This is a genomic window from Streptomyces sp. NPDC093018 (assembly GCF_040684035.1).
Lineage (GTDB): Bacteria > Actinomycetota > Actinomycetes > Streptomycetales > Streptomycetaceae > Streptomyces > Streptomyces murinus.
The window spans coordinates 165,309-179,201 of sequence record NZ_JBFBFF010000019.1 but is presented as its reverse complement, the minus strand read 5'-3'; the positions used below and the strand labels follow the sequence as shown (position 1 = coordinate 179,201).

5 protein-coding genes, 1 tRNA gene and 1 rRNA gene are annotated in these 13,893 nt (G+C 70.0%); 6 read left to right on the top strand and 1 reads right to left on the bottom strand.

The genetic code is table 11. From position 1 onward, the window contains the following. From rrf to AB0N90_RS32080, 3 genes are all read left to right on the top strand, one after another. A 5S ribosomal RNA gene (gene rrf, locus AB0N90_RS32090) occupies nucleotides 1-88 on the top strand; the annotation flags it as partial. Nucleotides 89-202: 114 nt separating this feature from the next. Then, nucleotides 203-865, top strand: a complete 663-nt coding sequence (locus AB0N90_RS32085) for a DegT/DnrJ/EryC1/StrS family aminotransferase (protein WP_361678149.1) — start codon at nucleotides 203-205, stop codon at nucleotides 863-865. 84 nt (nucleotides 866-949) lie between these two features. After that, nucleotides 950-1,022, top strand: a tRNA-Thr gene (locus AB0N90_RS32080). A gap of 77 nt (nucleotides 1,023-1,099) precedes the next feature. On the opposite strand, the gene AB0N90_RS32075 is transcribed toward AB0N90_RS32080, so the two are convergent. After that, complete coding sequence (locus tag AB0N90_RS32075) at nucleotides 1,100-3,880, bottom strand: SpoIIE family protein phosphatase (RefSeq protein WP_365202503.1); 2,781 nt, start codon at nucleotides 3,878-3,880, stop codon at nucleotides 1,100-1,102. A 409-nt stretch (nucleotides 3,881-4,289) separates the two neighbouring features. Between AB0N90_RS32075 and AB0N90_RS32070 the strand changes: the two genes are divergently transcribed. The 3 genes from AB0N90_RS32070 (at nucleotide 4,290) to AB0N90_RS32060 (ending at nucleotide 13,615) form a co-directional block, all read left to right on the top strand. Further along, the gene (locus AB0N90_RS32070) at nucleotides 4,290-9,746 is read left to right on the top strand and encodes a HAMP domain-containing protein (protein WP_361677529.1); all 5,457 of its coding nucleotides are present in this window, start codon (nucleotides 4,290-4,292) and stop codon (nucleotides 9,744-9,746) included. A gap of 274 nt (nucleotides 9,747-10,020) precedes the next feature. Further along, nucleotides 10,021-10,701, top strand: a complete 681-nt coding sequence (locus AB0N90_RS32065) for a response regulator (RefSeq protein WP_085566856.1) — start codon at nucleotides 10,021-10,023, stop codon at nucleotides 10,699-10,701. 124 nt (nucleotides 10,702-10,825) lie between these two features. Next, nucleotides 10,826-13,615 (top strand): DNA translocase FtsK, encoded by a 2,790-nt coding sequence (locus tag AB0N90_RS32060; protein WP_365202502.1) that lies wholly within the window; start codon nucleotides 10,826-10,828, stop codon nucleotides 13,613-13,615. The last annotated feature ends 278 nt before the right edge of the window (nucleotides 13,616-13,893 follow it).

The following is a 13,893-nucleotide window of genomic DNA, read 5'->3' as shown; positions in this document are numbered from 1 at the left end:
CGGTTACATTCCGAACCCGGAAGCTAAGCCTTTCAGCGCCGATGGTACTGCAGGGGGGACCCTGTGGGAGAGTAGGACGCCGCCGAACAATTTTTCAAAAGGTCGGATCCTGAACTTCGGTTCAGGGTCCGACCTTTTTTTGTTCTGCGTAACGTGTCGTTCACCCTGTGCGCCGAGCATCCCGTACATGGGAACCTCCGCAATGCTCAGGGCGGCCGGCGTCGGAGTCGGTGACGAGGTCGTCGTACCGGCCTTCGGGAACGTCGAGGTCGCCGAGGCAGTGACCCTGGCCGGCGCGCTCCCCGTGTTCGCCGACATAGACCCCGTGACCTACTGCCTGGACCCCGAGGCGGTCGAGGCGGCCGTAACTCCCCGCACCGCGGCCGTCGTTGTCGTCCACCGCTTCGGCCGGCGGGCCGACATCGGACGGCTGCACGCCCTGGGACAGCGGCACGAGCTGCTGGTCCTGGAGCAGGGCGAGTCCGAGGTCGCGCTCGACGAGACGGCACAACGGCGCGAGCGCGCCGCCTACTTGGACACCAAGCTGAAGGGCGTGCGGACCCCGGACGGCGGGGACGGACACACCTACCAGCAGTACGTGGTGCGGGTGCCCGGCAACGGCCGGCCGGACCGGGACGCCTTCGCACGCGCCCTACGGGCCAAGGGAGTCGACTGCCGGGTACCGGTGAAGACGCCCGTGCACCGGCTGCCGGAGTTCCGCCGCTGCGTGTCCCTGCCGCAGACCGAACGGGCCGCCGACGAGACGCTCGCGCTGCCCGTCGACGCCTCGCTGACCAAGCGGGAGATGCAGCGCGTCGCCGCGGCCTGCAACGCCCTTGGCGGACTGCTCCAGCCCGCCTTCTGACCGGCTCCCGAACGAATTTGGGAACACGGGCCGGTTCGGGGTACAGTTTCTTTGTCGCCGCGAGGGAAACCTCGAAAGCGACAGGCCCCTATAGCTCAGTCGGTAGAGCGTCTCCATGGTAAGGAGAAGGTCAACGGTTCGATTCCGTTTGGGGGCTCTTCAAAAGAAAGAAGGCCCCACCCTTTCGGGTGGGGCCTTCTTCGTATGTCCGGGGCGGCCCCAAGCCGCCCCGGCTCAGCCCTCGTTGTGGTGGAGGCCCGGGACCCGCATCGCCAGAATGGCCATGTCGTCGGACGGGGCGTCGGACGCGAAGCGTTCCACCGCGCGCATGATGCGAGCGGCGACCGCGCCCGCCGTCAGACCCGTGCAGGTGGTGAGGACATCGGCGAGGCCGTCGTCGCCCAGCATGCGGGAGCCCTCGCGGCGCTCGGTGACGCCGTCCGTGACACAGAGCAGCACATCGCCGGGATCGAGGGTGACCCGCTCCTCGTACAGCTCCAGGTCCTCGATGACGCCCAGCAGGGGCTGCGGTTCGGCGGCCGGGGTGACCGTGCCGTCCTGGCGCAGGCGCAGCGGCAGCGGGTGACCGGCGCAGACCACCTTCAGCTCGGCGCTGCCGTCCGGCTGGGGCCGCAGCTCGCCGTAAAGGAGCGTCAGGAACCGGCTGCGGTCGCCCTCGTCGAGAATGGCCGAGTTCAGCCGTTCAAGAACCGCGGGGCCGCTGAGGCCCTCGCGGGCCAGCAGGCGCAGGGCGTGCCGGGCGAGGCCGGTGACCGCGGCCGCGTTGGGACCCGTACCGCAGACGTCGCCAATGGCGAAGCCGTAGGCGCCGTTGCCGATGGGGAAGAGGTCGTAGAAGTCGCCGCCCACTTCGTTGCCCTCGCCGGCCGCGCGGTAGATGACCTCCACCTCGACGCCGTCGATGTGCGGGGTGCCGGGCGGCAGGAGGCTGCGCTGGAGGGCCTGGCTGATGGCCGTGCGCTCCGAGTACAGGCGGGCGTTGTCCAGGGCCAGGGCGGCCCGGCGGGACAGGTCCTCGGCCAGTTCCAGGATCTCCTGGCGGAAGTGTTCGTCGGTGGGCTTGCCGAGGACCAGCATGCCGATGACCCGGTTGCGGGCGACGAGCGGCAGGACGACCGTTTCGCCACCGACCGCGGAGGCCGTGGCGAGGGTCGGGCCGATGCCCCCGGTGATCCGGTGCGTGGGCCCGCCGGCCAGGCCCAGGGTGCGCATGGAGGTGCGCAGGGCGGCCTGGTGGGCGACCTCGCCCGGGGTCGTCCACACACGCGCGCCGGGCGTGGGCACCGGGTCCGGCGGGGCGATCTTCGACAGCAACGACTTGATGCCGTCGATGAGTTCCTCGTCCTCGTGCAGCACGTACGACAGATACGGGTCGGAGGCCTGGTCGGCGATGGTGTAGACGGCGCACCAGGTGGCCAGGGTGGGGACCGTCATCTGGGCCATGAGGGCCAGCGTCTGGTCGCGGTCCAGGGTGCCGGCCAGCAGGTCGGACGCCTCGACCAGGAAGCTCAGGGAGCCGCGCCGCAGCCGCTCCAGCTCGCCGAGGCGCGCCGACTCCACGGCCAGGGCGATGCGGTCGGCGGCGAACTGGAGGCGCAGCGCCTCCTCGTTGGAGTACCGGCCCGATGCCTCCGCGGCGACGCCGAGGGAGCCGGTGAGGCGGCCCTCGACCTTCAGCGGGACGGTGACGACCGAGCGCATGCCGGTGCCGCCGAGCAGCGGGACGGCGCCGGGGACGGCGCTGAGGTCGTCGTGGACGGCGGGCATGCGCGCGGAGCCGTAGCGGCCGGGGCCGGCCTCCACGGGGACGCGGGCGAAGCGCTGGCGGGCGGAGGGCAGCCCGGTAGAGGCGCGGACCTCCAGCTCGGTCTCGTCGTCGGTGGCCAGCAGCAGGAACGCGGAGTCGCCGTCGAGCATGTCGCGGGCGCGTTCCACGGTGCGCTGGAGCAGGCCGTCGAGGTCGTCGGGGGCGGGGGAGCCGATGAAGACCTCGAAGGGGTCGGTGCTCTGGCCGTCCTGCGCGCTGCTCTGGTCGCCGGCCGGGACCCGGGTGGGTGTCTGGAGTACGGCGCGTTCGTGGTCGCGCACCAGCAGGCACACGGTGGAGGGCTCGCCACCGGTGTCACGGACCCGCAGGTGGGAGGCGTACACCTGGACGACGCGGCCGTCGGCGCCGCGGATGCCGTAGCTGCCCTCCCAGCGGGAGAGCTGGAGCGCCTCGGCGACGCCGGTGCTGGTGCCGGGGGTGTGCGGCCAGGCGGCGAGTTCGGTCAGCGGCCTGCCGACGGCCTCGGCGGCGGGGTGGCCGAAGAGGTCCTCCGCGTCCTCGTTCCAGGAGGTGAGGGTGCCCTTGCGGTCGACCTGGAGGACGGCGACGCGGACCCGGCCGTCGGCCACCGGCAGCAGGTCGGCGGGGAGGGCGGGTCCTGCGGTGCGGGTGCCGACCGGTCGCTCGGGCAGGTTGAGCTGGAACCAGACGTGCTTGTGCGTCGGCGTGTAGTCGACGCCCCAGCGGGTGGCCAGGGCGGCGCAGAGCTGGAGGCCGCGGCCGCCCTCGCGGTCGGGGCTGGCCATGGGGCTGGCGGAGGTCTGGAGCGGGACCTCGCGCTCGGGGTAGTGGTCGGAGACCTCGATGCGCACCCCGTCGTCGGTGCGCAGGCAGAGCACCTCCGCATGGGTGCCGGCGTGCACGACCGCGTTGGTCACCAGTTCGCTCGTGAGGACGACGGCGTCGTCGACGATGTCGGCGAAGCCCCAGCCCTGGAGTGTGTCGCGGACGAAGGACCGGGCGGTCGCCACGGATCGTCCGACGGGCTCGAAACTGGCGGCCGCGCGCGCGGTGATCACAGAACTCCTCGGCCGGTTGTCGGCGGGCAGGGCGGGCAGGGCGGGCAGGGCGGACGGGCCGGCCGGGTCGAGCCGCTGCTGCGGCATCGGCGCCTCGGTCGGCCGCTGCTCCGGGGGCTGTCCCCCCGGGATCAGTCCGGTGGTCATGGTCTGCGGCCGCCCCTCCGATGCCCGCTCGTACTGGTGCCACCGCCCAGGCCGGACGGGACCGGTGCGGCTGGACAGCCGGGTGCAAGGTTACTTACCTTCGCCGTCCGAGCGGGTGCCGGTCGCCGGTGTTTACCCCCCAGGGTGTGCGGACGATGTGCGAAGCTGCCGAACTGTTATGGCCTGGTTCGGGCAGGGTGAAACACTGGGCAGGCTTCTGATGAAGGTCGGGTCGCGCCGCGTGTGTTCCGTGAACGGCGGGCAGCAGCTCTTGGTGTGGCCGGATCTCATCTGGCAGAAATACGCAGCAGTAACCGGTACGCGGAAGTAACCGGTATGCCGAAGACCGGTATGCCGGACGGAAGCGTCCCGCTAGGGCAGCAAGGGTCGATCCCCCGGGAGGGACACAGTGGAGTCTGGCGCAGCGACGCGTGGCACGAAGACGCGCGCGAAGGGCGGACCGTCCCTGGGCAGGAGCGGCGGTACCACCGAGGTGGACACCGCTGCCCTGAACCGGCTGCTGGCGGCCCTTGTGTCGATGCGTGACGGGAACTTCCGCAAACGGCTGACGGTCTCCGGTGACGGCGTGATGTCGGAGATCGCGGCGGTCTTCAACGAGGTGGCCGACCGCAATCTGCATCTGACCGGCGAGCTGTCCCGGGTACGGCGCATGGTCGGTCGTGAGGGAAAACTCACGGAGCGACTGGAGACGGGGGCCTGCGAGGGCTCCTGGGCGACGGCGATCGACCACTCCAACGCGCTGGTGGACGATCTCGTACGACCGGTCTCCGAGGTCGGCCGGGTGCTGACCGCGGTCGCGGAGGGCGATCTGTCGCCGCGCATGGAGCTGCGGACGCAGGCGCCGGACGGCGGCACCGGGCATCCGCTGCGGGGGGAGTTCCTGAAGGTCGGCCGTACCGTCAACAACCTGGTCGACCAGTTGTCGACGTTCACCGACGAGGTCACCCGGGTGGCCAGCGAGGTCGGCACCGAGGGCAAGCTCGGCGGTCAGGCCCGGGTGCGGGGCATGTCGGGTTCCTGGAAGGACCTGACGGAGTCCGTCAACACGATGGCGGACCGGCTCACCGCCCAGGTGCGGGACATCGCGCTGGTGACGACGGCGGTCGCCAAGGGTGATCTGTCGCGCAAGGTGACCGTGCATGTCGCGGGCGAGATGCTGGAGCTGAAGAACACCGTCAACACGATGGTGGATCAGCTTTCGGCCTTCTCCTCGGAGGTCACGCGGGTGGCCCGGGAGGTGGGCACCGAGGGCATCCTCGGCGGCCGCGCGCAGGTGCCCGAGGTGGCCGGCGTGTGGAAGGAACTGACCGACTCCGTCAACACGATGGCGGGCAACCTGACCGCCCAGGTGCGCGGGATCTCGCAGGTCACCACGGCGGTGGCGAACGGTGATCTGTCGCAGAAGGTGACGGTGCAGGCGCGCGGCGAGGTCGCGCAGCTGGCCGAGACGATCAACCAGATGACCGAGACGCTGCGGATCTTCGCGGACGAGGTCACGCGCGTGGCCAACGAGGTCGGCGCGGAAGGCCGGCTCGGCGGGCAGGCGAACGTGCCGGGCGCGGCCGGTACCTGGAAGGACCTGACGGATTCGGTCAACACGGTGTTCCGGAACCTGACGACCCAGGTGCGGGACATCGCCGCCGTGACGACCGCGGTGGCCAACGGCGATCTCTCGCAGAAGGTCACGGTGGACGTGGCCGGCGAGATGCTGGAGCTCAAGAACACCGTCAACGGGATGGTGGACCAGCTGTCGTCCTTCGGCGCGGAGGTGACACGGGTCGCGCGGGAGATCGGCGTCGAGGGCGAACTGGGCGGCCAGGCGCAGGTGCCGGGCGCGGCGGGGACGTGGAAGGACCTGACGGACTCCGTCAACACCGCGTTCCGAAACCTCACCGGCCAGGTGCGCAATATCGCCCAGGTGACGACGGCGGTGGCGAACGGCGATCTGTCGCAGAAGGTCACCGTGGACGTCTCCGGCGAGATGCTCAAGCTGAAGAACACCGTGAACACCATGGTGGACCAGCTGTCGAGCTTCGCCGACCAGGTCACGCGGATGGCGCGGGACGTGGGCACGGAAGGCCGCCTCGGCGGTCAGGCCCAGGTGGACGGCGTGTCGGGCACCTGGAAGGAGCTGACGGACTCCGTCAACTTCATGGCAGGAAACCTCACGTCCCAGGTGCGCAATATCGCCCAGGTGACGACGGCGGTGGCCAACGGCGATCTGTCGCAGAAGATCGACGTGGACGCGCGCGGCGAGATCCTGGAGCTCAAGGACACGATCAACACCATGGTCGATCAGCTGTCCGCTTTCGCCGACCAGGTGACCCGGGTGGCCCGGGACGTGGGTACGGAGGGCCGCCTCGGCGGCCAGGCGCAGGTGCCCGGTGTCGCCGGTGTGTGGCGGGACCTGACGGACTCGGTGAACGGCATGGCCGGGAACCTGACGGCCCAGGTGCGCAACATCGCGCAGGTCGCCACCGCGGTGGCGGGCGGCGACCTCTCCCAGAAGATCACCGTGGACGCGCGCGGCGAGATCCTGGAGCTGAAGAACACCCTGAACACGATGGTGGACCAGCTGTCGTCGTTCGCCCAGGAGGTCACCAGGGTGGCCCGTGAGGTGGGCACGGAGGGCATCCTGGGCGGTCAGGCCGAGGTGCAGGGGGTCTCCGGCACCTGGAAGGACCTCACGCAGTCGGTGAACTTCATGGCGAACAACCTGACGATCCAGGTGCGCAACATCGCCGAGGTCACGACCGCCGTCGCCAAGGGCGATCTGTCGAAGAAGATCACGGTCGACGCCAAGGGCGAGATCCTGGAACTGGTCACGACCGTCAACACCATGGTCGTCCAGCTGTCGTCGTTCGCCGAGCAGGTGACCCGGGTGGCCCGCGAGGTGGGTACCGAGGGCATGCTCGGCGGCCAGGCGCATGTGCCGGGTGTCACGGGCATCTGGAAGGACCTGAGCAACAACGTCAACCTGATGGCCAACAACCTGACCATGCAGGTGCGCAACATCTCCCAGGTGGCCTCGGCGGTCGCCAACGGCGATCTGACGCGGCAGGTGACGATCGAGGCGAGCGGTGAGGTCGCGCAGCTCGCCGACACCATCAACACGATGGTCAAGACGCTGAGTTCGTTCGCCGACCAGGTCACCAAGGTGGCCCGCGAGGTGGGCACGGACGGCATCCTGGGCGGCCAGGCGCATGTGCCGGGCGTGGCGGGCACCTGGAAGGACCTCACCGAGTCGGTGAACCAGATGGCGTCCAACCTGACCGGTCAGGTGCGCAACATCGCGATGGTCACCACGGCGATCGCCAAGGGCGATCTGACCAAGAAGATCGACATCGACGCCCGGGGCGAGATCCTGGAGCTGAAGACGACGATCAATACGATGGTCGACCAGCTGTCCAGCTTCGCCGAGGAGGTCACGCGGGTGGCCCGCGAGGTGGGCACCGAGGGCCAGCTGGGCGGTCAGGCGCGGGTGCGGGACGTGGACGGCACCTGGCGGGACCTGACGGAGTCGGTGAACGAGATGGCCGGGAACCTGACCCGGCAGGTGCGCGCCATCGCGCGGGTGGCGACCGCGGTGACCCGCGGCGACCTGAACCTGAAGATCGACGTCGACGCGTCCGGCGAGATCCAGGAACTCCAGGACTACATCAACAAGATGATCGCGAACCTGCGTGACACCACGATCGCCAACAAGGAGCAGGACTGGCTCAAGGGCAACCTGGCCCGCATCTCCGCGCTCATGCAGGGCCGCCGCGACCTCCAGGACGTGGCCTCGCTGATCATGAGCGAGCTGACGCCGGTGGTCTCCGCGCAGCACGGCGCGTTCTTCCTGGCGATGTCGCGCATGGAGGGCAAGGACGCCGGTGACGGCAAGGACGCCTACGAGCTGCGGATGCTGGGCTCGTACGGCTACTCGATGGGCTCCATGCCGACGTCGTTCCGGCCGGGTGAGGCGCTGGTCGGTACGGCCGCCCAGGAGAGGCGCACCATCCTGGTCTCGGACGCGCCGAACGGTTATCTGAAGATCTCCTCCGGGCTTGGCGAGGCCCCGCCCGCGCAGGTGATCGTGCTGCCGGTGCTGTTCGAGGACACCGTGCTCGGGGTGATCGAACTGGCCTCCTTCACGCCGTTCACGCAGATCCAGAAGGACTTCCTGAACCAGATCGCCGAGGTGATCGCGACCAGCGTCAACACCATCTCGGTCAACACCAAGACCGAACAGCTGCTGGAGCAGTCGCAGGAGCTGACCGAGCAACTGCGCGAGCGTTCGGCGGAGTTGGAGAACCGGCAGAAGGCGCTCCAGGACTCCAACGCCGAACTGGAGGAGAAGGCCGAGCTGCTGGCCCGGCAGAACCGGGACATCGAGGTGAAGAACACCGAGATCGAGGAGGCGCGGCAGGTCCTGGAGGAGCGCGCCGAGCAACTCGCGGTGTCCATGCGCTACAAGAGCGAGTTCCTGGCCAACATGTCGCACGAGCTGCGCACGCCGCTGAACTCGCTGCTGATCCTGGCCAAGCTGCTCGCCGACAACGCCGAGGGCAATCTGTCGCCCAAGCAGGTCGAGTTCGCCGAGACCATCCACGGCGCGGGATCCGATCTGCTCCAGCTGATCAACGACATCCTGGACCTCGCGAAGGTCGAGGCGGGCAAGATGGACGTCTCGCCGACCCGGATCGCGCTCGTCCAGCTCGTGGACTACGTGGAGGCCACCTTCCGGCCGCTGACCGCGGAGAAGGGCCTGGACCTGTCGGTGCGGGTCTCCCCGGAGCTGCCCGCGACCCTGCACACCGACGAGCAGCGGCTGCTCCAGGTGCTGCGCAATCTGCTGTCCAACGCGGTGAAGTTCACCGATTCCGGGTCGGTGGAGCTGGTCATCCGGCCGGCGGGCGCGGATGTGCCGCGCAACATCCGGGAGCAGTTGCTGGAGGCCGGGTCGCTCACCGATCCGGACGGCGAGCTGATCGCGTTCTCGGTGACGGACACCGGGATCGGGATCGCGGCCAGCAAGATGCGGGTGATCTTCGAGGCGTTCAAGCAGGCGGACGGCACCACCAGCCGCAAGTACGGCGGCACGGGCCTCGGTCTGTCGATCTCGCGGGAGATCGCGCAGCTGCTCGGCGGTGAGATCCACGCGCAGAGCGAACCGGGCCGCGGCTCCACGTTCACGCTGTACCTGCCGCTGTACCCGAGCGAGCTGCCGCCGCAGGGCTACCAGCAGTCGGTGGCCCCGCTGGAGGCCGGCGACCTGGCGGCCGCCGCGGCGGAGCAGGCCTCGCAGCTGTCCGCCCCCGAGATCGAGACGCCGGCCGAGGTCAAGTCGTACCTGGAGATGCAGAACGGGCCCGCGGCGCTCTTCCGGCGCCGCAGGCGGAGCCTGCCGCAGGGCGAGCAGCGCGCCGAGCAGTGGGCGGTGCCCGAGCTGGACGGGGCGCCGCAGTCCGCGCGCGGGGTGCGTTTCGGCGGGCAGAAGGTGCTGATCGTCGACGACGACATCCGCAATGTCTTCGCGCTCACCAGCGTCCTTGAGCAGCACGGCCTTTCGGTGCTGTACGCCGAGAACGGCCGCGAGGGCATCGAGGTCCTGGAGCAGCACGACGACGTGGCGGTCGTCCTGATGGACATCATGATGCCGGAGATGGACGGCTACGCGACGACGACGGCGATCCGCAGGATGCCGCAGTTCGCCGGGCTGCCGATCATCGCGCTGACCGCGAAGGCGATGAAGGGCGACCGGGAGAAGGCGATCGAGGCGGGCGCCTCCGACTATGTGACCAAGCCGGTGGATTCGGACCATCTGCTGGGCGTGCTCCAGCAGTGGATGGGGGGGAAGTGACGGGATCGGCCGACCATGGTGTGAACACCCGGGGAACCCCCGGCCGGTGCGCGGAGTTGTGCGCTTAAGGTGGTCGGGGACGTATGGGAACGTGGGGTTCCGGGAACCATCCGGGTTCCCGCCGCGTTTCCGCTGTGTGCACGGTGACATCGCGGTGACAGGGTGTGGCGACAAGCGGGGTGCGGCTACGATGACCGGCACAAGGACGGGCGGCGAAAGGGAGTCGTCCCCTGGGGCGGCGCCCGGTGTACCGCCGGGGCGAGGAGGGCGGGCCATGGTGCAGAAGGCCAAGATCCTCCTGGTCGATGACCGGCCGGAGAATCTGCTGGCGCTGGAGGCCATCCTCTCTGCGCTCGATCAGACGCTGGTGCGGGCATCGAGCGGGGAGGAAGCGCTCAAAGCACTGCTCACGGACGATTTCGCGGTCATTCTGCTGGACGTCCAGATGCCGGGCATGGACGGGTTCGAGACAGCGGCGCACATCAAGCGGCGCGAGCGGACCCGGGACATCCCGATCATCTTCCTCACCGCGATCAACCACGGCCCGCACCACACCTTCCGGGGTTACGCGGCCGGCGCGGTGGACTACATCTCCAAGCCGTTCGACCCATGGGTGCTGCGCGCCAAGGTCTCGGTGTTCGTCGAGCTGTACATGAAGAACTGCCAGCTGCGCGAGCAGGCGGCGCTGCTGCGGCTCCAGTTGGAGGGCGGCGGCAAGGGCGCGGTCGGTGGCAAGGAGTCGGCCGGGCTGCTCGCCGAGCTGTCCGCGCGGCTCGCGGCCGTCGAGGAGCAGGCGGAGGCGCTGTCCAAGCAGCTGGACGACGACTCCGCGGACGCGGCCGCGGTGGCCACGGCGGCCCATCTGGAGCGCAAACTCACCGGACTGCGCCGCGCGCTCGACGCCCTGGAGCCGGGCACCGGCGCGGGCGGCCCCGCGGTGTCACCGGCCAACTGAGGCGCCCCGAGGCTCCCGTTGCCCATGAGCCCACGTCAGTTCCGCGCCCCGGCAGGGGCGACACGAACGGGTGAAGCTGTGGGCACACGTGTCCGCCGTCGTCTCCACCGGTAACCTCAGACCCATGGCCTCACGTCCCTCCGCAGCCAAGAAGCAGCCCGCGAAGAAGGCTGCCGCTCCCGCGAAGGGTCCGGCGAAGAAGGCCGCCGCCGCGAAGAAGGCCCCGGCCAGGAAGGCGCCCGCCAAGAAGGCGCCCGCCCGGAAGACCGCGGCCAAGAAGGTGCCGCCGAAGCCGGCGCCCAGCCCCACCGGGGGCGTGTACCGCCTGGCGCGCGCCCTCTGGCTCGGGCTCGCGCACGCGGTCGGCGCCGTCTTCCGCGGCATAGGGCAGGGCGCCAAGAACCTCGACCCGGCCCACCGCAAGGACGGCGTGGCGCTGCTGCTGTTCGGCATCGCGCTGATCGTCGCCGCCGGCACCTGGGCCGACCTCAAGGGCCCCGTGGGCGATCTGGTGGAGGTCCTGGTGACCGGCGCCTTCGGCCGGCTCGACCTGCTGGTGCCGATACTGCTCGCGGTGATCGCCGTACGACTCATCAGGCACCCGGAGAAGCCGGAGGCCAACGGTCGGATCGTGATCGGCCTGTCGGCGCTCCTGATCGGAGTGCTCGGCCAGGTCCACATCGCGTGCGGCTCGCCCGCTCGCAGCGACGGCATGCAGGCCATAAGGGACGCCGGCGGTCTCATCGGCTGGGCGGCGGCCACCCCGCTGACGTACACCATGACCGAGATGCTCGCCGTGCCGCTGCTGGTACTGCTGACCGTCTTCGGGCTGCTCGTGGTGACCGCCACCCCCGTCAACGCCGTCCCGCAGCGGCTGCGCGCCCTCGGGGTGCGCCTCGGTGTGCTGCACGAACACGAGCCGGAGGAGTTCGGCGAGGACGACGAGCGCTACGAGGAGCAGTGGCGCGAGGCGCTGCCCGCGCGCTCCCGCGGCCGCTCGGGCGGTCCCCGGGCGTACGAGCCCGACGAGGCCGAGGAAGAGGCCCTCTCCAGCCGCCGCGGCCGCCCCAGGCGCTCCGCGGTGCCCCAGCCGGATCCGCGGCGCCGGATGGACGCCGTGGACGTGGCCGCCGCTGCCGCCGCCGCGCTCGACGGCGCCGTGCAGCACGGCCTGCCGCCCTCCCCGCTGGTCGCCGACCTCACCCAGGGCGTCAGCGTCGGCGACCGCGAGGAGACCACCCCGGTCCCGGCCCCCGAGACGCCCGCCACCGCGGACCCGGAGCCGGCCGCCACCAAGGCCGCCCCGGCACCCGCCAGGCCGGTCCCGGCCGCCCGCCCCGAGCAGGGCAAGGGCTCCGTCGTACCCGACCTCACGAAGAAGGCCCCCGAGGAGCCGCGCGACCTGCCCCCGCGCGCGGAGCAGCTGCAGCTGGCCGGCGACATCACCTACTCGCTGCCCGCCCTCGACCTGCTCCAGCGCGGCGGGCCCGGCAAGGTGCGCAGCGAGGCCAATGACGCCATAGTCGCCTCGCTCACCCAGGTCTTCACCGAGTTCAAGGTCGACGCGGCCGTCACCGGCTTCACCCGCGGTCCGACGGTCACCCGCTACGAGGTCGAGCTCGGCCCGGCCGTGAAGGTGGAGCGGATCACCGCGCTCACCAAGAACATCGCGTACGCCGTCGCCAGCCCGGACGTGCGGATCATCAGCCCCATCCCCGGCAAGTCCGCGGTGGGCATCGAGATCCCCAACACCGACCGGGAGATGGTCAACCTCGGCGACGTGCTGCGGCTCGCGGAGTCCGCCGAGGACGACGACCCGATGCTGGTCGCCTTCGGCAAGGACGTCGAGGGCGGCTATGTCATGCACTCGCTGGCGAAGATGCCGCACATGCTGGTCGCCGGTGCCACCGGCTCCGGCAAGTCGTCCTGCATCAACTGCCTGATCACCTCGATCATGATGCGCGCCACCCCGGAGGACGTGCGGATGATCCTGGTCGACCCCAAGCGGGTCGAGCTGACCGCCTACGAGGGCATCCCGCACCTGATCACGCCGATCATCACCAACCCCAAGCGGGCCGCCGAGGCGCTCCAGTGGGTCGTGCGCGAGATGGACCTGCGCTACGACGACCTCGCGGCCTACGGCTACCGGCACATCGACGACTTCAACCGGGCCGTGCGCGAGGGCAGGACCAAGGCGCCGGAGGGCAGCGAGCGCGAGCTCCAGCCGTATCCGTACCTGCTGGTGATCGTGGACGAGCTGGCCGACCTGATGATGGTCGCCCCACGCGACGTCGAGGACTCGATCGTGCGCATCACCCAGCTCGCGCGCGCCGCCGGTATCCATCTGGTACTCGCCACCCAGCGCCCCTCGGTCGACGTGGTCACCGGTCTGATCAAGGCCAATGTGCCCTCCCGGCTCGCCTTCGCCACCTCCTCGCTGGCCGACTCCCGCGTCATCCTCGACCAGCCCGGCGCCGAGAAGCTGATCGGCAAGGGCGACGGCCTCTTCCTGCCGATGGGCGCCAACAAGCCGACCCGTATGCAGGGCGCCTTCGTGACCGAGGAGGAGGTCGCGGAGGTCGTACGGCACTGCAAGGAGCAGATGACGCCGGTCTTCCGCGAGGACGTCACGGTCGGCACCAAGCAGAAGAAGGAGATCGACGAGGACATCGGCGACGACCTGGACCTGCTGTGCCAGGCGGCCGAACTCGTCGTGTCCACCCAGTTCGGGTCCACCTCCATGCTCCAGCGCAAGCTGCGCGTCGGCTTCGCCAAGGCCGGCCGGCTGATGGACCTCATGGAGTCCCGCAACATCGTGGGGCCCAGCGAGGGATCCAAGGCACGTGACGTTCTGGTGAAACCCGATGAACTGGACGGCGTGCTCGCCGTGATTCGCGGCGAATCCGAGGGATAGTAATAAGAGCCGCCCGGTTCCGCACGACGAACGCCGGGCGGAGGTACGCCGTGATGCGTTCGTTCCGGCGTGATCCAGCCGTGCCGTCGTGCTGCGTTCCCGCCCGCCGTGATCCACCCGTTAGAGAGCGGCGGGCAACCGTTTCCCTTTGTCCTACGTCAAGTTGAGCGAGAGGACAGGTGAGCGTCCCTTCTCGGGGTATCCGCCTGTCCAGCCCTCGGAGTGTCGGGCCATTCCGATGGCGTAGAAGTTCCTACCGCCCGGTTGCCCCACCCTTT